This is a genomic window from Sulfitobacter sp. SH24, from assembly GCF_965641895.1.
Taxonomy (GTDB): Bacteria; Pseudomonadota; Alphaproteobacteria; order Rhodobacterales; family Rhodobacteraceae; genus Sulfitobacter; species Sulfitobacter dubius.
Genome location: NZ_OZ282575.1, coordinates 2,371,415 through 2,389,725, shown reverse-complemented (window position 1 = coordinate 2,389,725; position 18,311 = coordinate 2,371,415). Strand labels below are relative to the sequence as shown.

Here is an 18,311-nt window from a genome sequence, read left to right as displayed (position 1 = left end):
GGCGGCCAAGAGGGGAACATAACAATGGCAGGAAATTCGCAAGGCCCTTGGGGGGGCGGCGGAGGCGGCAACCGGGGCAACGGCGGAGACCGTGATACCGGTGGAGACCGCAGCAACGGGGGACGCAAAGACGGTCCACGCGGGCAGGGCGGCGACCGCCCCCAAATGCCCGAGATCGACGATCTGGTGCGTAAGGGCCAAGAGCAGTTGCGCGTTTTGATGGGTGGCCGTGGTGGTGACCGGGGCAATGGCACCGGCGGCGGCGGTCGCGGTTCTGGCGGGCCGGGCGTGACACGCTCGACCCTGGGCATCGCGCTCTTGGCCGGGGTGGCGCTCTGGGGTTTCGCCAGCTTTTATACCGTGCGGCCTGAACAGCAGTCGATCGAACTGTTCTTGGGCGAATTTTCCGGCATTGGTACCGAGGGTCTGAACTTTGCCCCATGGCCGCTGGTCACCGCAGAGGTTTTTGACGTCACCACCAACCGCACCGAGGAACTGGGTGTGCGGCGCGGGGGCGGCGGCAACGAGGGCTTGATGCTGACCACGGATGAAAACATCGTCGACATCGACTTTCAGGTGGTTTGGAACATCAAGAACGCGCGCGATTTCAAATTCTCGCTGCGCGACCCCGAAGCCTCCGTTCGTGCGATTTCCGAATCTGCGATGCGCGAAGTCATCGCCCAGTCCGAGCTCGCGCCGATCCTCAACCGGGATCGTGGTGCGGTGGCCGACCGGGTCAAAGAGTTGATCCAAACCACGCTTGATAACCGCAAAACCGGCATCAACGTGCTGCGTGTCAACGTGAACAAGGTCGATCCGCCCAGCCAGACTGTGCAGGTCACAGATGCCAACGGCAACACAACCACGCAGTCGGTTGTCGATGCTTTCCGTGACGTGCAGGCCGCCGAGCAGGAGCGCGACCGGGTGGAACGTCAGGCGGATGCCTATGCCAACCGCCGTACCGCTGAAGCACGCGGTGAATCGGCGCAACTTCTGGAAGCCGCCGAAGGTTACCGTGCCCGTGTAGTGAACGACGCCGTGGGTGAAGCCAGCCGTTTTGAAGCTGTGTTGGAAGAGTACCGCAACGCGCCCGAAGTAACGCGCAAGCGGCTGTATCTTGAGACCATGGAAAAGGTGCTGGGCGACGTGGATAAAATCATCCTCGAAAACGGCAGCGGTCAAGATGGCCAAGGCGTTGTTCCTTATCTGCCACTGAACGAGCTGCGGCGCAGCGGAGGGTCGAACTGATGCGTAAAACGAGCCTACTTATCCCCATCGTAGTCATTGCCATCGTTGGTATATTGGCCTCGGTTTTTGTGGTCGACGAGCGTGAAAAAGCGCTGGTTCTGCGCTTTGGTCAAATCAAACAGGTCCGCAACGAGCCGGGCATTGGTTTCAAGGTGCCTTTCTTGGACGAGGTTGTGCGCTACGAAGACCGCATTCTGTCGCTGGAAACGCCGGTGATCGAAGTCACCCCTGCCGATGACCGCCGTTTGGAAATCGATGCCTTCGTCCTCTACCGGATCGACGATATGGTCCAGTACCGCCAAGCTTTGGGTGCGGGCGGAGAGCGTCAGGCCGAAAGCGAAATGGGCGGCATCATGGAAAGCCAAATCCGTGCCGTTCTGGGTTCGCAGGGCGTGACCTCCAACACGATCCTTTCGCCTGAGCGGTCGGACTTGATGGAGCAAATCCGTGTGCGTGCTGATGCCCGTGCACAGGCGCTTGGCCTCAAAGTCGTCGATGTGCGGCTGCGTCAAACCAACCTGCCTGAGCAGAACTTTGATGCGACGCTGCAGCGGATGATCGCCGAGCGTGAGCGTGAAGCCACCGACGAACGCGCCCGTGGCCGTGAAGCCGCGCAGCGTGTGACTGCCCTTGCGGACCGGACCTATGAAGAGATCCTCTCGGAGGCGCGCCGTGATGCGCGGATCATCGAAGGTGAGGCCGATGCCCAGCGAAACAACATCTTCGCTCAGGCCTATGGCAAGGATCAGGAGTTCTTTGAATTCTACCGGTCGTTGACCGCCTATGAGCAGGCCTTGCAGGGCGATAACTCGACCATGGTGATGTCACCGGACAGCGAGTTCTTTAACTACCTGCGCTCTGATCAGGGCAGCCGCTCTGCCGAGGGCGAGCGCGAATGAGCCTTGTTTTACTGGCTCTCGGGTCGGTTCTGATATTCGAGGGGCTGGTGTACGCACTGGCCCCTTCGTTTTTGGAGCAGATGCTGGAGATGCTGCGCCGCATTCCTGAGGGAGCTTTGCGCCAAGTTGGCGCGCTCGCGGTCGTTGCGGGGCTGATGCTGGTCTGGCTCGCGTTCCAGCTTGGCGTTTAGGGGCGCTTGAAGGCGCCGAGCTACCGGGTGGTTTCCGCTTGAGCTTCTACAATGATCACATGACGTCGCACAAATTCGTCATGCGCCCGACAGTTGAAAACCCCGTGATCGGCCCCATCTTTGATGTTGCAGCGCGTCCGTTCGGAATGCACTCTGCCCACGTTGGCAACAACAGGAACAATCAGGAGACGATGAATGCAGGCCAAGGCGGTTTCCCTGTCCAAAACAGCACAAGACACCCAATGGATGCGAGCGATGGCAATGGGGGTGATGGCGCTGACCCTCTTGATCCTGCAAGCCAGCATGGCGCTGGCCAAACCCGAAAGCCTCGCCCCGCTCGCGGAAAAGATCAGCCCCTCGGTGGTGAATATCACCACGTCGACCACAGTTGAGGGCCGCACCGGGCCGCAGGGCATCGTTCCCGAAGGCTCTCCTTTTGAAGATTTCTTTCGCGAATTTCAGGACCGCAACAACGACGGCGAGGGCAATCGTCCGCGTCGGTCTTCGGCGCTTGGCTCAGGCTTTGTGATCTCTGAAGACGGCTATGTGGTGACCAACAACCACGTCATCGAAAGCGCTGATGAGATCACGATCGAATTCTTCTCGGGCGAGGAACTCGTCGCCGAGGTGATCGGCACCGACCCAAAGACCGACATTGCACTGCTGAAGGTCGAAGCCAAACAGCCGCTGCCCTTCGTCTCTTTCGGGGATAGCAACGCTGCGCGTGTTGGCGATTGGGTCATCGCCATGGGCAACCCGCTGGGGCAGGGCTTTTCGGTCTCTGCGGGCATCGTCTCGGCGCGCAACCGGGCGCTGTCGGGCACCTATGACGATTACATCCAGACCGACGCCGCGATCAACCGGGGCAACTCCGGTGGGCCGTTGTTCAACATGGATGGCGAAGTGATCGGCGTGAACACCGCAATCCTGTCGCCCAATGGCGGCTCCATCGGCATCGGTTTTTCGATGGCCTCCAACGTGGTGACACGGGTGATCGATCAGTTGAAAGAGTTCGGTGAGACCCGCCGCGGTTGGCTGGGCGTGCGCATTCAGGACGTGACCGATGATGTGGCCGATGCCATGGGTCTTAAGAAAGCCGTTGGCGCGTTGATCACCGATGTGCCGGAAGGCCCGGCTCGGGATGCAGGGCTTAAGACCGGCGACGTGATCAAATCCTTTGACGGTGTTGAAGTGATCGATACCCGTGGTCTGGTGCGTCAGGTGGGCAATAGCCCTGTGGGCGCGACCGTGCGGGTGACTGTGTTGCGCGATGGCAAGACCCAGACCATCAAGGTTGTGCTTGGCCGCCGCGAAGATGCGGATAGCGCGGTGCCTGCTGCAATGGATGAAAACGCCGATGACGGCACCGGGGCTGAGCCGCAGTCGACACTGCTGATGGGCCTGACACTGACACCGCTCACGGACGCGCTCCGCGCCGAGCTTGGGGCGGATGACGGTACGACCGGCCTTGCGGTAACGGACGTTGATCAGACTTCCGAAGCCTTTGAAAAAGGCCTGCGCATGGGCGACATCATCACCGAAGCGGGACAGGAAAAGGTGACAAACATCACCGATCTGGAAGCGCGTATTGAGGCGGCAAAAGATGCGGGGCGCAAGTCTCTGCTCTTGCTGGTGCGCCGTGGTGGTGATCCGCGCTTTGTGGCGCTGTCGCTGGCTGAGTAATCTGCTAAGGTAGAGGTTAATGAGGGCGCCTGCGGGCGCCCTTTTGCGTTTCGGGATCAGCCGCCTTGCCGGGGCACCGTGACCAATCCAAGCGCGCGGGCGGTGTTAAGCGACAGCACTTCACTATTCGGCCCCTGCTGCGCCTGATAGCGCCGCACCGCCTGCCGTGTGGCGGCGTCCATTTCGCCCGTGATCGGCCCGCTGTAATAACCACGCGCCTGTAGCGCGCGTTGCAACGTGCTGTTGAACTCCACCGTGAGCACATCGGGGCAGGGGGTCTCAAACCAGTTGTCGACCCGCGCGCGTACAATCTCTTGCCGTGTCTCGGTTTTGTAGACCGGCGGCTTGGCAATGCTGCCATCGGGGTTCATCTTGGCGGGGGTGACTTCGACCTGTTCGGTCACCGTTTCAATTACCGCAGGGCTGACCGTGCGGCCCCAGCAACTGCCCTCAGCCGCGCCTGCGGGGCCGTTGCGCGTCGCCTCCAACACCCCCGGCTCCGGGCGCGGGGTGGCCGGGGTCGTGCTGTCACACCCCGCAATCCCGGCCACCGCCAAGAGCAGCGCCCCGCGCAGGGTGGCGGATCGGAATGTGATGGGCTGTTTCATGCCGGTTCTCTCGGGGCTTGCCTGTCGTTCGCGGTGCAGACTAGCGGGATGCGCGGACCTTGCCCACCGCAATGTCACGCACTGCGTGACCTCACGAAAAGGGGGCTGGAACCGGCTGCCATAGCCCGCTAAACAAGGCCGAACTTTTAGGACGAAAGGGCATCATCATGGCCAAAATCACCTATGTCGAACACTCCGGCACCGAGCATGTGGTCGAGGTGGCCAATGGTCTCACGGTCATGGAAGGCGCGCGGGACAATAACATTCCCGGCATCGAAGCCGACTGTGGCGGGGCTTGCGCTTGCTCCACCTGCCACGTCTATGTCGATCCCGCGTGGACAGAGAAACTGACCCCGATGGACGACATGGAAGAAGACATGCTCGACTTCGCGTTTGAGCCTGACCCCGCGCGGTCGCGTCTGACCTGCCAGATCAAAGTCACCGATGCGCTGGACGGTCTGCGCGTGCAGATGCCCGAAAAGCAAATCTGATGCGGGCGGTCGGCGCGGCACTGCTGGCGCTGATCGCAACCAGCGCCGTGGCGGAGACGATCACCGCCGCGCGCTATATCCACCCGACCGGGCGCTACGCCCATGGCATTCTGGGCGATGCGCTGGAATGGGGCGGGGTGCAGATTTCCTTGGCAGACGGAAGCGCGCGACGCTTCAATCTGCCCTGTGACCATGTTTTCGAAGATATTGCCCCGCGGCTGGTCGATGTGACCGGCAATGGCACGCCCGAAGTGCTGGTGATTGAGACCGACATGAACCGCGGTGCGGCGCTGGCAATCTACGGCCCCAAGGGCAAGATTGCTGAGACCCCGCATATCGGCCAAAGCAACCGCTGGCTTGCCCCCATAGGTGCTGCTGATCTGGATGGCGACGGCGCGGTTGAGATCGCCTATGTCGACCGCCCACATCTGGCGCGGGTGCTGCGGGTCTGGCGTTTTGCGGATGGGGAGCTGAGCGAAGTGGCTCAGATGCCGGGGCTAACCAACCATCGGATCGGAGAGTCCTTCATCTCGGGCGGTCTGCGCGATTGCGGTGCGGGGCCTGAGATGGTGCTGGCGGATGCCGATTGGCGGCGTGTGGTGGGGGTAACCCTGAAGGGTGGGCAGCTTGTGCGGCGCGACATCGGCCCCTTTGCGGGGGTCGACAGCTTTGCCGCGGCACTTGCCTGTGAGTGAGAGTGCTGGGGCGGCTTAAGCCGCCGCCTGTTAGCTCAGCGCGCGCCAGCCGATGTCGCGGCGGCAGAAGCCTTCTGGCCAATCGATCCCGTCGACCATCGCATAGGCACGCTGTTGTGCCTCGGCCAGCGTGGCGCCCCGCGCGGTGACGTTCAGCACGCGGCCGCCGTTGGCCAAGATCGCCCCGTCCTGTGTCACAGTGCCCGCGTGGAACACCATATTGGCGCTGTCTTCGGGCAGGTCTTTCAGCCCTTTGATCTCGCTGCCCTTGTCATAGGCGCCGGGATAGCCATTCGCCGCCATCACCACGGTCAGCGCGTGGTCTTCGGCCCAGTTCACCTGCATATCGGCCAAAGACCCCTTGGCCGTCGCCTGCATCAGATCAAAAGCCTGCGCGCCAAGGCGCATCATCAGCACTTGGCACTCCGGGTCGCCGAAACGAACGTTGTATTCCACCAGACGCGGCTGGCCGTCTTTGATCATCAATCCGGCATAGAGCACGCCCTGATAGGGCATTCCACGTTTCGCCATCTCGGCCATGCAGGGGCGGATGATCTCTTCCAACGCGCGTTCGGCGATCTCGTCGCTCAGCACCGGCGCGGGGGAATAGGCCCCCATGCCGCCGGTATTGGGACCGCTGTCGCCGTCACCGACGCGCTTGTGGTCTTGGGCCGTGCCGATGGGCAGCACCGTCTCCCCGTCGCAGAGCACGAAGAAGGACGCCTCTTCGCCTTCCATGAACTCTTCGATCACGACCTCGGCGCCCGCGTCGCCAAAGGCACCGTCGAACATCTCATCTACGGCGGCGAGGGCTTCGGCGTCGGTCATGGCGATGATGACACCTTTGCCCGCTGCCAGACCGTCGGCCTTGATGACAATCGGCGCGCCTTGCTTGTCCACATAGGCGCGGGCGCTGGCGGCATCGGTGAAATGGCCATAGGCTGCCGTGGGTGCCTTGCACGCGTCGCAGATTTCCTTGGTAAAGGCTTTGGAGGCTTCCAGCGCCGCCGCTGCTTTGGAGGGGCCGAAAACGTCGAAACCCGCCGCACGCAGATCGTCGCCTACACCTGCGGCGAGGGGCGCTTCGGGGCCGATGATGACGAAGTCGATGTTGTTGCCCTCGCAAAAGGCCACCACCGCTGCGCCATCCATGATGTCGAGCTTGGCGCATTGCGCGATGGCCGCGATGCCCGCATTGCCCGGTGCCACGATCAGCTTGTCGCATTTGGGGTTCTGCATGACCGCCCAAGCAAGTGAATGTTCGCGGCCACCGCTGCCGAGGATCAGGATATTCATGCCGCGCACTCCCTTGGACTTCGTTGCTCCGCGTTCTAAGCTGGGGTGCCCACAGACACAAGGTGCCCAGATGGATCTGTTCGACGACCCCGCTCCCGGTGGCAACAGCCCCGAATTCACGGTGACCGAGCTTTCGGGCGCGATCAAGCGGGTGATTGAGGGTGAGTTTGCCCATGTCCGGATTCGGGGTGAAGTGGGGCGCGTCAGCCGACCGCGTTCGGGGCATGTTTATCTTGATCTGAAGGACGACCGCTCGGTGATCTCAGGCGTGATCTGGAAAGGGGTGACCGCGCGGCTTGAAACCCAGCCCGAAGAGGGGATGGAGGTCGTCGCCACCGGGCGCATCACTACCTTCGGCGGACAGTCGAAGTACCAGATCGTCATTGAGGATATCAAACCGGCGGGCATGGGCGCGCTGATGGCGCTGTTGGAGAAACGCAAGGCGGCGCTGGCGGCGGAGGGGTTGTTCGCCCCCGAACGCAAGCGCCCGCTGCCCTATCTGCCCGAGATCATCGGCGTCGTGACCTCGCCCTCGGGGGCCGTGATCCGTGATATCCTACACCGGCTCCGCGACCGTTTCCCGCGCAAGGTGCTGGTCTGGCCCGTCGCCGTGCAAGGGGCGAAATGCGCCCCCGAGGTGGTGCGCGCTATCCAAGGGTTCAACCGGCTGACCCCCGGTGGCGCATTGCCGCGGCCCGATTTGTTGATCGTGGCGCGAGGTGGTGGGTCTGTCGAAGACCTTTGGGGCTTTAACGAGGAAAGCGTCGCCCGCGCGGCGGCAGCCTCGGACATCCCGCTGATCTCTGCCGTAGGGCATGAAACCGACACGACGCTGATCGACTTTGTCTCAGACAAACGCGCGCCGACGCCGACCGCTGCGGCGGAATTGGCGGTGCCCGTGCGGCATGAACTGGCAGCATGGCTCGAAGGGCAGGGCGCAAGGATGCGTCAGGCGCTGAGCCAAGGGTTGACCCGGCGCGGCCAGCGGATGCGGGATCTGGCGCGGGCTTTGCCCAGGGCCGACACGCTGTTGGAAGGGCCGCGCCAAAGGCTCGACCGTGGTGGTGAAAAACTCGCCCCCGCGCTGATCGCGGGCGTCCAAGGTCGCCGCGTGAAGCTGGCCGATATGTCCGGCGCGCTGCGCCCCGGCACTCTGCGCCGTCACTTGGAGGCGGATCGTCAGCGGCTGGCCCAGATTTCGGCAAGGCTCGACCCCGCATGGCAACGCAACTTGGCGGGGCAGCGTGAACGGCTGGCCGCGCGGGCCGACCGGTTCCACCCCGAGGTGCTGCAACGCCAAATCCTGCGTCGTCGTGAACGGCTGCTCGACCGCACGCAAACCTTCCGCCCAGAGGTGCTGGTCCGCGACCTTTCCCGCCAAGACCAGCGGCTAAAGGAAATGCTCGCCCGGCTGGCGCGCGCAGGCCGCGCGGATCAAGACCGCCGTCGCCGCCAGATCGACGCGATGGGCCGGACGCTCGGCACGCTCGGTTACCGCGAAACGCTGGCCCGTGGTTTCGCCGTGGTGCGGGGCGACGGTGATGTGGTGACCAGTGCGGAGGCCGCCCAGAACGCGGCACATCTGGAAATCGAATTTGCGGATGGTCGGTTGGCGGTCAAAGGCGAAAGCTAAGGCCGCTCAGACCCCGACTTCGGGCCCGAGACAGAGCAGAGGGTCGTTCAGTTCTTTTGCCTCGTAAAGTTCTGTCTGGGTTGGATTATTCTCGAACCGGGCGACCAGCCCGGATGGGCTTTCGATAAAGCTCCAGCATTGCGGGGTGGGGTTGTCTTCGTAGACAAAGCAAATCAGCCCATCGGCCTCATACCAGCGCCCCTCTTTGCAATGGCCATCCAGAAAGGACCACTGCACGCGCCGGTTCTCGTGATAGATTTCCGCCCCGTAGGGCGCGCCGGACTGGCCGAAATAGAGCGTTTTGCCCTGCGTATAGGCCTCGAACTCTGCCGCAGACATTTCGGCCAAGGCGGGCAGGGGCAGGAGGGCGCAGATCAGGGCGAGGGCATGTCTCATCCCAACAGCCTGCCAGAAGCCTGCGCCCCGCGCCAGTGGGATCAGCCACTGCGCAACCGCGCCACGCGGCGGTCCATCATCCGACGCCAGAGCGGTGGCACTAGGGCGATCACCGCCATGATGGGCAGGGAATAGGGCAGTTTCGGCATCTCTTCGGTCACTTCCAACGCCGGAAAGGCGCGGGCAGGGCGCATGTGATGGTCCGAATGGCGCGGCGCGTTCAGCATCATGGCCGCGGAATACCATTTCGGGGCGTTCCAGCTGTGCTGCGGGCCGATCGGCTCGAACCGGCCATCGGGGCGTTGCTGCCGCCGCAAGCCATAATGCTGCACATAGTCCGACAGCAGCAGTTGCATCTGTGCATAGGCGGCAAGGCCAAGATAGGCGAACAGCCCGGAAATGCCGCCCAAAAGCAACGCCGTGAGCAGGGCCAATGCGGCACCGCCGAGGTAGATCGCGTAAGGGTGCAGCCCCTTCGCCCCCGTCTTGCGCGCCCGCTGCGCGCTGTCGGCCTGCCACCCGGCGCGAAACTCTCCCCAGCTTGCGCTGAGAAGAAAGCGCCAGAACCCCATGCCCTTGGGCGCGGAATTGGGATCGGCGGGGGTGGCGGCGGCGGGGTGATGCACCCGCAGATGGGCCGAGACATGATGCCCGTGCAGCAAAGAGATATAGACCGCCGTGCCGATCCGCCGGGGCAGGCGGCGGCTGGCATGTATCAACTCATGCGCGTTGGAATTGCTGATCTGACCCAGAAACAGGCCAAGGGCGGCGAAGATCAGAACGCGGTCCAGCCCCTCAAGATGCGGGGCCACGCCAATCGCCCAGACCCCGAGCGGCAGCAGCAGGAAATGCGCGGCAGCCAAGGACAGCGTCAAGGCGCGACCGGAGCGGTCGGAAAGGCTCACCGCGCGGCCCAACCGGTCCATGAAGGCCACATGTACCGTGATCGAAAACAGCGCCAGCACGGGCCAGACCCCGCCCAAGAGGGCGGCGACGGCGATCAGCACCGCCGGTGTCAGACTTGCGATCACATACCACAGCATGCGTTTTCCCCTGCGACGCCGCGCCAATGGGCTCGGCCCCCTCATTCTGCCCGCCGCAGGGTCTGCGCACAACGCAAACACCCGCGCGATTGTCGCTTTTTGATCGCCGGGCTGCGCCTTGATTTGCTACGACTGCTGAAAGCAAGGCGGGGGGAAGCGACATGGCGCTGGATGATCACGGTAAAGCGGCGGGGCAGGAACCGCAAAAGGGCGTTTGGAAATCTGGCAAGGGCAAGGGGCGGCATCATCCAAAGGGGCGGCAGTTGCAGGACGCGGCTTGGGAGGAGGTCCGTGCGCTGTTGGGCGACCGCCCGCGCGCCCGCGATCTGCTGATCGAGTTTCTGCATTTGATCCAAGACCGCTTTGGCCACCTCTCTGCCGCACATCTGCGTGCCTTGGCCGAAGAGATGCGCCTGTCGATGGCCGAGGTCTATGAGGTCGCCAGTTTCTACGCGCATTTCGACGTGGTGAAAGAGGGCGAGACCCCGCCTCCCGCGCTAACCATCCGTGTCTGCGATTCTTTGTCTTGTGAACTGGCGGGGGCGCAGGCCTTGAAAACCGCGTTGGAGGAGGGGCTGGACCCGACCGAAGTGCGCGTCCTGCGCGCGCCCTGCATGGGGCGCTGCGACACGGCACCGGTGCTGGAACTGGGCCACAACCATATCGATCATGCCACGCCCGAAAAGGTGCTCGCGGCGATAGGGGCTGGGGATACCCATTTCCGGCTGCCTGACTACGAGACCTGCGAAACTTATGCCGCATCAGGTGGTTACGAGGCACTGTTGAACCTGCGTCAGGGTGGCGATTGGGAAGCGGTGCAAGAGCAACTGCTAGTGGCCGGGCTGCGCGGGCTTGGCGGGGCGGGGTTCCCCTCGGGCAAGAAATGGGGCTTTGTGCACGCCAATCCGGGGCCGCGCTATCTGGCAGTCAATGGAGACGAAGGCGAACCGGGCACCTTTAAGGACCGCTGGTATCTTGAGCGCACACCACATCTTTTCCTTGAGGGCATGTTGATCGCCGCATGGGCGGTCGAGGCGGAAAAAGTCTTCCTCTACATGCGCGATGAATACCCGGCGGTGCTGGAAATCCTGCGCCGAGAGATCGCGGCTCTGGAAGGTGCGGGCCTCATCGCGCCCGGCTATGTCGATCTGCGCCGCGGCGCGGGCGCCTATATCTGCGGCGAAGAAAGCGCGATGATCGAAAGCATCGAAGGCAAGCGCGGCCTGCCGCGTCACCGCCCGCCCTATGTGGCGCAGGTCGGAGTCTTTGGCCATCCGACATTGGTGCATAACGTGGAAACCCTGCATTGGATCGCCCGCATCTGCCGCGAAGGGCCGCAGGTGTTGAACGCGACCGAAAAGAATGGCCGCAAGGGGCTGCGCAGCTACTCGGTCTCGGGTCGCGTGGCGCAGCCGGGGATGTATCTGCTGCCTGCGGGGTCGACCATCACCGATATCATCGCGGCGGCAGGCGGCATGGCCGAGGGGCATGTGCTGAAGGCGTACCAGCCCGGCGGGCCGTCCTCTGGCCTGCTGCCTGCTTCGATGGATGACGTGCCGCTCGATTTCGACACGCTGCAACCGCATGGGTCGTTTATTGGCTCGGCGGCGGTGGTTGTTCTTTCGGAACATGACAGTGCCCGCGCGGCCGCGCTCAACATGCTTCGGTTCTTTGAGGATGAAAGCTGTGGACAATGTACGCCCTGCCGGGTGGGCTGCGAAAAGGCGGTCAAGCTGATGCAGGAAGACCGCTGGGATCAAGGGCTGCTAGAGGAGCTTTCGACCGCGATGGTCGATGCCTCAATCTGTGGACTGGGGCAGGCGGCGCCGAACCCGATCCGGCTGGTGATGAAGCATTTTCCTGACGAAATCTAAACGCGACCCCTTCCGGCGGTGTTGATCTGGTCGGGCACCCTTCCATCTGGGGGGGCAAGCCTATAGATCATGACAAAATTGCATGGGAGACGCCAATGGCCTTCTTCACGAAGCTCAAGGACCGCTTGTTCAAATCCTCGTCCAAGATCGACGAGGGGCTGGAGGCGATCGTCAGCGATGGCGGCGAGACGGAGGCTGAAGCGGCCCCCGTGGATGCGGTGATGGACCAGCCCGGCGCGGCCTCTGATGTGATGCCCGACGGGCAGGAGGACAGCGGCCCGATGCTGGCTGCAGAGCGGGATGATGCGGAAGAACCCGAGCCTGCCCCCACGCACGAGCCGACCCCGGAACCGGTGGCCATTCCCGACCCCGAACCGCGGCCTGCGCCTCCCGCTGAGCCGGAACCGCAGCCCGTGCCGCCGCTATCGGACCCTGAGCCCACGCCCGAACCGGAGCAGGTGCCCCCCGCAGTTGACCCCGAACCCGCACCCGCCCCCGACGAAGTGCCCCCCGCCGTGGATCTGCGCCAAGCGATGACCCCGGTCGCGCCTGCGTTGGACGAAACCGAGGCCGCCCCGGCCAAGCCGGGCCTGTTGGGACGTCTGATGGGCCGCAGCACCGCACAGCCCGTGGTGCGCCGCGCGCTGGACGATGAGATGCTCGAACAGCTCGAGGAACTGCTGATCAGTGCCGACATGGGCGTTGACACCGCGCTGCGGGTCACCGCGAATATGGCTGAAGGGCGCTTTGGCAAGAAACTCTCGGTGGCGGAGATCAAACAACTGCTCGCAAGCGAAGTCAGCCGCATCATGGAGCCTGTAGCGCGGCCCCTGCCGATCTATTCCAAGACCCCGCAGGTGGTGCTGGTGGTCGGCGTGAACGGCTCGGGCAAGACGACGACCATCGGCAAATTGGCCTCGCAATTCCGTGCGGCGGGCAAAAAGGTCGTGATCGCCGCAGGCGACACTTTCCGCGCTGCTGCGGTGGAGCAATTGCAGGTCTGGGGCGAACGCGCAGGCGTGCCCGTTTTGACCGCAGCGCAGGGCAGCGACCCGGCCAGCCTTGCCTTCGACGCCATGGGCCGCGCGCAGGAGGAAGGCGCCGATTTGCTGCTGATCGACACCGCAGGCCGTTTGCAAAACCGGGGCGACCTGATGGAGGAATTGGCCAAGATCGTGCGCGTCATCCGTAAGAAGGACGAGACCGCGCCGCATAACACCCTATTGGTGCTGGACGCGACGACCGGGCAAAACGCGCTGAACCAAGTGAAGGTTTTTCAAGAGATTTCCGACGTCAGCGGTCTGGTTATGACCAAGTTGGATGGCACCGCCAAGGGGGGCGTTCTGGTGGCGTTGGCGGATCGTTTCGGCCTGCCGATCCATGCCGTGGGCGTGGGGGAGCAGATCGATGATCTATCGCCCTTTGACCCGGATGAATTTGCCGCTGCTTTGGTGGGCACGGATGGCTAACGCACTCTTGGCCGCTGCGGTCGGCGGCCCGGTTCAATCATGGGTGCCGAGCAGTTTTTCGATCTGGCGCAACACGGTGAGCACGGCAACGACGATCCCCGCCGTGAGGCAGGCCAGCAGGATTTGCCCCGCGCCGCAGGACAGACCTATCGCCCCCGCCAACCACATCGACGCGCCGGTGGTGATGTTGCGCACTTCGCCGTTAGAGGTGAAGATGATCCCTGCCGCGAGGAAGGCCACGCCCGCCGTGACCGCTTCGATCAAGCGCAGCGGGTCAAAGCGCATCTGGTCGCCTTTGCCGAACTCCAGACTGCCCAACTCCTGCCCGATGATGATGAACAGACAAGCGGCGATGGCCACCATGATATGGGTCCGCAGCCCCGCAGGCTTGTCCCGTCGCTCGCGCTCATACCCCACGACACCTGCAAGAAACGCCGCCATCAGCAGCCGCGCCGCGGCGACGGTGACCGGTACGGCAGAGAAACTATTGGTCAGGTCATCAAGCAGGCTTTCGAGCATGGAAATTCCGTTTGTGGTTAGGGCTTTGAGTAATAAACCTTTCGTCGCTGTGGTGGTTCCGCGATGACCGAATGGATCCTGTCGATCGAAGGCACGCCCGCGGGGCATACTGCGGCGCTCTGGTTGGCGCTTTCGGCGGCCTTTTTGCATGCCGTCTTTGGCGCGCTGCAAAAGGGGCGGCATGATCCGTGGCTCACGCGCGGGGCGATTGATGTCTCCTATGGTGTGATGGCCGCGCCCTTTGCGCTCTTCGTCGTGCCATGGCCCGAGCCGCATATGTGGCTGATTTTCCTCGGCGCTTTCGTGATCCATGTGATCTACAAGCTGTTGCAAGCCTGGGCCTATACCAAGGGCGCTTATACGGTGGTCTACCCGGTGGTGCGCGGCACGGGGCCGCTTTTTGCCGTGGTGGGGGCCTATCTGATCTTTGGCGAGCGGTTCAACGCGGTGCAGTGGCTTGGCGTGGCCGTGCTGCTCAGCGGTATCTTCGGGCTTGCCCTCTATAACCTGCGCAATCTGGTCGCGGCCCGCGATACGCTGCACGCGGCCTTGGGTCTTGCTGTGCTCACGGGCTTGTTCGTGGCGCTTTACACCACATATGACGCCTATGGCATCCGCGCTACGGCGGACCCGTTTACCTTTCTCGCGTGGTTTTTCATGATCGACGGGTTGGTGATGCCGGTGATCGCATGGCGGCGCTGGCACCGGATGGAAAACCCACCCGAGGTCGCACCGCTGATGCTGCGCGGCGTGATCGGCGGGTTCATCGCATTCGCGAGCTTTGGGTCGGTCATGCTGGCCACGCGGCTCGATAAGGTGGGCGAGGCGGCGGTGCTGCGCGAGACATCGACCGTCTTTGCCGCGCTGATCGGGGTGCTGGTGCTGAAAGAAACCGTCGGCCCGCGCCGCATTGCGCTGATGGCGCTGATCGCGGCCGGGGCGGTGATTGTTGAAATGGGCGGCTGAAGGAACAGGCATGTCAGAAGCAAGAGAGATCAACCCAATGCTGCGTGCAGGTTTGGAATATGGGCCGGTGCTGGCCTTCCTTGTGGCCTATCTGTGGCTCAAGGATAACACCTACACCTTCGGCGGGACCGAATACGACGGCTTCATCGTTGTCACCGCGATGTTTGTGCCGCTTTTGGTGCTGTCGACCGGCGCGCTCTGGGCGCTGACGGGCAAGCTCAGCCGGATGCAGGTCGCCACCGTGGTGCTCGTGGTGATCTTTGGCGGGCTGTCGGTTTGGCTGAACGACGACCGCTTTTTCAAAATGAAGCCCACGCTGATCTATGTGCTTTTCGGCGGTCTTTTGGCCGTGGGCCTGCTGCGCGGGCAATCCTACCTAAAATACGTCATGGAAGAGATGATGCCGCTGCGCGATGAGGGGTGGATGCTGCTGACCAAGCGGTTGATGTTCTTCTTCTTTGGTCTGGCGCTGGCGAATGAGCTGATCTGGCGGTTCTTTTCGACCGACACATGGGTCTACTTCAAAACCTTCGGCCTGACGGCGGCGATTTTCGTTTTCTTCATGGCGCAGGGCAAGTTGTTCGAAGCCTACGGCGAGAAGAAAGATCAAAGCTGATTCGAATTTAAACCATGCCCCGCGCGAAACTGTTGACCTGCAGCGTCGCGCGGCGTAATCCACCCCGCGTGGCGATTTGTTACCGGATTGTGGGCCACGTTAAACATGCCGCTAAAAGGTCAGGATGAAAGACCCCTTTCGCTTGGCCGCGTCTGGGGTTTTTTTTATGCCCGCAAGGTCGGGCCGGAAGGATGAGATACATGAGCAACGACCGTCACGCGCGCACTCAAGCGATCCACGCAGGCACCCGCCGCAGCCAGTATGGCGAGGTGAGCGAGGCGATCTACCTGACACAAGGTTTCGTCTATGACAGCGCCGAACAGGCCGAAGCGCGTTTCGAAGAGATCGGCCCGGATGAGTTCATCTATGCCCGCTATGGCAACCCGACGGTCGCGATGTTCGAAGACCGCATCGCCACGCTGGAGGGGGCCGAAGACGCATTCGCCACGGCCAGCGGCATGGCGGCGGTGTCGGGTGCGCTGATCTCGATGCTGAAGGCGGGCGATCATGTGGTGTCGGCGCGGGCGCTTTTCGGCTCCTGTATATATGTGCTCGAAGAAATCCTTGGCCGCTACGGGGTGGAGGTCACTTTCGTCGACGGCAGCGATCTAGGCGCGTGGGAGGCCGCGATCCGCGAGGACACCCGCGCGGTGTTCTTTGAATCCGTCGCCAACCCCACGCTTGAGGTGATCGACATCGAAGCCGTTGCCAAACTGGCCCATGCCAAGGGCGCGCTGGTGGTGGTCGACAATGTCTTCGCCACGCCGGTATTCTCCCGCGCGATCTCGCAAGGCGCGGATGTCGTGGTCTATTCGGCGACCAAACATATCGACGGGCAGGGCCGCGCGCTTGGCGGTGTGGTGCTGGGCAGCCGTGATTTCATTCGCGGCACGCTTGAGCCTTACATGAAGCACACTGGCGGCTCGATGAGCCCCTTCACCGCATGGATCATGCTGAAAGGGCTGGAGACGATCGACCTGCGGGTGCGGGCACAGGCGGCAAGCGCACAGGAATTGGCAGAAGCGCTCGAAGGTCACGCGGCACTGGCGCGGGTGCTTTACCCCGGCCTCTCCGCCCATCCGCAAAACGCGCTGGCGATGCAGCAGATGGGGGCAGGGGGCACGGTGCTCTCCATCGACCTCAAAGGCGGCAAAGCGACGGCCTTCGCTTTCCTGAATGCGTTGCAGGTTGGGGTGATCTCTAACAACCTCGGCGATGCAAAGACCATCGTGACCCATCCGGCCACCACGACGCACCAGCGTTTGCCGCAGGAAACCAAAGACCTTTTGGGCATTACGCCGGGCCTCGTCCGGGTCAGCGTGGGGCTGGAATATACCGGCGATCTCAAGGCCGATCTGTTGCAAGCTTTGGACGCGGCGGCGCAAGCCTGACCTGATGTGTCGCAGGCGCAGTGGCAATTTTGCCCCGCGCATCATACATTGAGGATGACAGACCGGAGGGCCGCGCAATGAACATCGTGACTGAGATGTCCGAAACACCGGATCGAAGCGCGGCGGAGGCTGCGCTCGCCACCCTGCGCGCTTGGGCCGATACGGCCACCCCGGCAGAGATCGCAGCCCTTGACCCGGCCATGGCGCGGATGCTGGCCCCCGCCGAATATCCCGCCCTCAGCCGCGCCTATCCCGAAGATTTCACCGCAGGCGACAATTACCGCGCCAGCCTGCCGGATCTGCAAAACGGCCCCTCCAGCCTGATCCGCGGCGCGCAGCAGTTGATCCAGCATGTCGGCATCTCGAACTTTCGCCTGCCGATCCGTTACCGCAGCCGTGAAGGTGGGGATTTGCGCCTTGAAACCTCCGTCACCGGCTCGGTCTCGCTCGACGCGGAGAAGAAGGGCATTAACATGTCCCGCATCATGCGCAGCTTTTACCGCCACGCCGAGGCGACCTTTAGCTTTGAAGTGATCGAAGCGGCATTGGATGACTATAAGGCAGACCTAGAAAGCTTGGATGCACGGATCCAGATGCGCTTTTCTTTCCCCATGAAGATCGGCAGTCTGCGATCGGGGCTGACCGGGTACCAGTATTACGACATCGCGCTGGAACTGGTCGAACAAGACGGGCAGCGCAAGAAGATCGTGCATCTCGACTACGTCTATTCCAGCACCTGCCCCTGTTCGCTGGAGTTGAGTGAACATGCACGGGAGACGCGGGGGCAGTTGGCCACGCCACATTCGCAACGCTCCGTCGCGCGTATTTCCGTCGAGACCAACGACGCAGGAGATTGCTTGTGGTTCGAAGACCTCATCGAAATTTGCCGCCGCGCTGTGCCGACTGAGACTCAGGTGATGGTCAAACGCGAGGATGAACAGGCGTTCGCCGAACTCAACGCCGCCAATCCGATCTTCGTTGAGGATGCCGCGCGGCTGTTTTGTGAACAGCTTTTGGCCGATGGGCGGGTAGGCGATTTTCGCATTGTCGCCAGCCATCAAGAAAGCCTGCACAGCCATGACGCAATCAGTGTGCTGACCCAAGGCGATACTTTCGCCGCGCAAAGTATTGATCCCAAAATGTTCAACACATTGTTCCACGTTGGTTAACCGCCTTTTTCTCAGCGGTCTGTTCAGCCATGGGTTGTTTGCATCTGCAACGGCGCGCTTTTTCGGGGTAGAACCCGCGCCATGGCCTGAATATTAGCGCATAGTCGCACTCAAGCCCTGCAAG

The 18,311-nt window shown here is 62.7% G+C and carries 18 protein-coding genes and 1 riboswitch; of the genes, 13 read left to right on the top strand and 5 right to left on the bottom strand.

The features are described 5' to 3' along the window. Positions 1–24: 24 nt before the first annotated feature. The 4 genes from hflK to ACSQ16_RS14330 all read left to right on the top strand — a co-directional run bounded on the left by hflK (position 25) and on the right by ACSQ16_RS14330 (position 4,021). On the top strand, positions 25–1,248 hold the full coding sequence (gene hflK / locus ACSQ16_RS14345) for an FtsH protease activity modulator HflK (RefSeq protein WP_208604026.1): 1,224 nt from the start codon (positions 25–27) through the stop codon (positions 1,246–1,248). Then, positions 1,248–2,147 carry a protease modulator HflC gene (hflC, locus tag ACSQ16_RS14340; RefSeq protein ID WP_093926684.1) on the top strand — a complete coding sequence of 300 codons (900 nt, stop codon included), beginning with the start codon at positions 1,248–1,250 and terminating at the stop codon, positions 2,145–2,147. Before hflK ends, hflC begins: the two co-directional genes overlap by 1 nt. Beyond that, complete coding sequence (locus ACSQ16_RS14335; RefSeq protein ID WP_093926683.1) at positions 2,144–2,338, top strand: DUF2065 domain-containing protein; 195 nt, start codon at positions 2,144–2,146, stop codon at positions 2,336–2,338. Before hflC ends, ACSQ16_RS14335 begins: the two co-directional genes overlap by 4 nt. 255 nt (positions 2,339–2,593) lie before the next feature. After that, positions 2,594–4,021: a DegQ family serine endoprotease gene (locus ACSQ16_RS14330; RefSeq protein ID WP_394805088.1), complete on the top strand. Its 1,428-nt coding sequence runs from the start codon at positions 2,594–2,596 to the stop codon at positions 4,019–4,021. A gap of 56 nt (positions 4,022–4,077) precedes the next feature. On the opposite strand, the gene ACSQ16_RS14325 is transcribed toward ACSQ16_RS14330, so the two are convergent. After that, positions 4,078–4,629: a peptidoglycan-binding domain-containing protein gene (locus tag ACSQ16_RS14325; RefSeq protein WP_243262649.1), complete on the bottom strand. Its 552-nt coding sequence runs from the start codon at positions 4,627–4,629 to the stop codon at positions 4,078–4,080. Positions 4,630–4,796: 167 nt separating this feature from the next. Between ACSQ16_RS14325 and ACSQ16_RS14320 the strand changes: the two genes are divergently transcribed. Beyond that, complete coding sequence (locus ACSQ16_RS14320) at positions 4,797–5,120, top strand: 2Fe-2S iron-sulfur cluster-binding protein (protein WP_067625538.1); 324 nt, start codon at positions 4,797–4,799, stop codon at positions 5,118–5,120. Further along, on the top strand, positions 5,120–5,815 hold the full coding sequence (locus tag ACSQ16_RS14315) for an FG-GAP repeat domain-containing protein (protein WP_243262650.1): 696 nt from the start codon (positions 5,120–5,122) through the stop codon (positions 5,813–5,815). The genes ACSQ16_RS14320 and ACSQ16_RS14315 overlap by 1 nt, the downstream gene beginning before the upstream one ends. A gap of 30 nt (positions 5,816–5,845) precedes the next feature. Here the strand turns inward: ACSQ16_RS14315 and purD are convergent, their stop codons facing one another. After that, the gene (gene purD / locus ACSQ16_RS14310) at positions 5,846–7,111 is read right to left on the bottom strand and encodes a phosphoribosylamine--glycine ligase (protein ID WP_243262651.1); all 1,266 of its coding nucleotides are present in this window, start codon (positions 7,109–7,111) and stop codon (positions 5,846–5,848) included. 70 nt (positions 7,112–7,181) lie between these two features. Here purD and xseA point away from each other — a divergent pair, with 70 nt between their 5' ends. Next, the gene (gene xseA, locus ACSQ16_RS14305; protein ID WP_243262652.1) at positions 7,182–8,744 is read left to right on the top strand and encodes an exodeoxyribonuclease VII large subunit; all 1,563 of its coding nucleotides are present in this window, start codon (positions 7,182–7,184) and stop codon (positions 8,742–8,744) included. Between the two features lie 6 nt (positions 8,745–8,750). On the opposite strand, the gene ACSQ16_RS14300 is transcribed toward xseA, so the two are convergent. Both ACSQ16_RS14300 and ACSQ16_RS14295 read right to left on the bottom strand, forming a co-directional pair. Then, positions 8,751–9,140, bottom strand: coding sequence for a hypothetical protein (locus ACSQ16_RS14300; RefSeq protein ID WP_243262653.1), 390 nt, complete (start codon positions 9,138–9,140; stop codon positions 8,751–8,753). 41 nt (positions 9,141–9,181) lie between these two features. Beyond that, positions 9,182–10,183: an alkane 1-monooxygenase gene (locus ACSQ16_RS14295; protein ID WP_243262654.1), complete on the bottom strand. Its 1,002-nt coding sequence runs from the start codon at positions 10,181–10,183 to the stop codon at positions 9,182–9,184. A 161-nt stretch (positions 10,184–10,344) separates the two neighbouring features. Here ACSQ16_RS14295 and ACSQ16_RS14290 point away from each other — a divergent pair, with 161 nt between their 5' ends. Both ACSQ16_RS14290 and ftsY read left to right on the top strand, forming a co-directional pair. Further along, entirely contained in the window at positions 10,345–12,057 is a 1,713-nt protein-coding gene (locus ACSQ16_RS14290) for an NAD(P)H-dependent oxidoreductase subunit E (RefSeq protein ID WP_243262655.1), read from the top strand. 95 nt (positions 12,058–12,152) lie between these two features. Then, on the top strand, positions 12,153–13,526 hold the full coding sequence (gene ftsY / locus ACSQ16_RS14285; protein ID WP_243262656.1) for a signal recognition particle-docking protein FtsY: 1,374 nt from the start codon (positions 12,153–12,155) through the stop codon (positions 13,524–13,526). A 33-nt stretch (positions 13,527–13,559) separates the two neighbouring features. On the opposite strand, the gene ACSQ16_RS14280 is transcribed toward ftsY, so the two are convergent. After that, the gene (locus tag ACSQ16_RS14280) at positions 13,560–14,045 is read right to left on the bottom strand and encodes an MgtC/SapB family protein (protein ID WP_093926674.1); all 486 of its coding nucleotides are present in this window, start codon (positions 14,043–14,045) and stop codon (positions 13,560–13,562) included. A 63-nt stretch (positions 14,046–14,108) separates the two neighbouring features. Here ACSQ16_RS14280 and ACSQ16_RS14275 point away from each other — a divergent pair, with 63 nt between their 5' ends. The 4 genes from ACSQ16_RS14275 (at position 14,109) to folE2 (ending at position 18,187) form a co-directional block, all read left to right on the top strand. Next, positions 14,109–15,011: a DMT family transporter gene (locus tag ACSQ16_RS14275; protein WP_243262657.1), complete on the top strand. Its 903-nt coding sequence runs from the start codon at positions 14,109–14,111 to the stop codon at positions 15,009–15,011. Between the two features lie 10 nt (positions 15,012–15,021). Then, positions 15,022–15,627: an inner membrane-spanning protein YciB gene (locus ACSQ16_RS14270; RefSeq protein WP_243262658.1), complete on the top strand. Its 606-nt coding sequence runs from the start codon at positions 15,022–15,024 to the stop codon at positions 15,625–15,627. A gap of 58 nt (positions 15,628–15,685) precedes the next feature. Beyond that, positions 15,686–15,762: riboswitch (SAM riboswitch) on the top strand. A 65-nt stretch (positions 15,763–15,827) separates the two neighbouring features. After that, the gene (gene metZ / locus ACSQ16_RS14265) at positions 15,828–17,018 is read left to right on the top strand and encodes an O-succinylhomoserine sulfhydrylase (RefSeq protein WP_243262659.1); all 1,191 of its coding nucleotides are present in this window, start codon (positions 15,828–15,830) and stop codon (positions 17,016–17,018) included. A 77-nt stretch (positions 17,019–17,095) separates the two neighbouring features. Then, a complete protein-coding gene (gene folE2 / locus ACSQ16_RS14260; protein ID WP_243262660.1) occupies positions 17,096–18,187 on the top strand; it encodes a GTP cyclohydrolase FolE2 in 1,092 nt (363 codons plus the stop codon). The last annotated feature ends 124 nt before the right edge of the window (positions 18,188–18,311 follow it).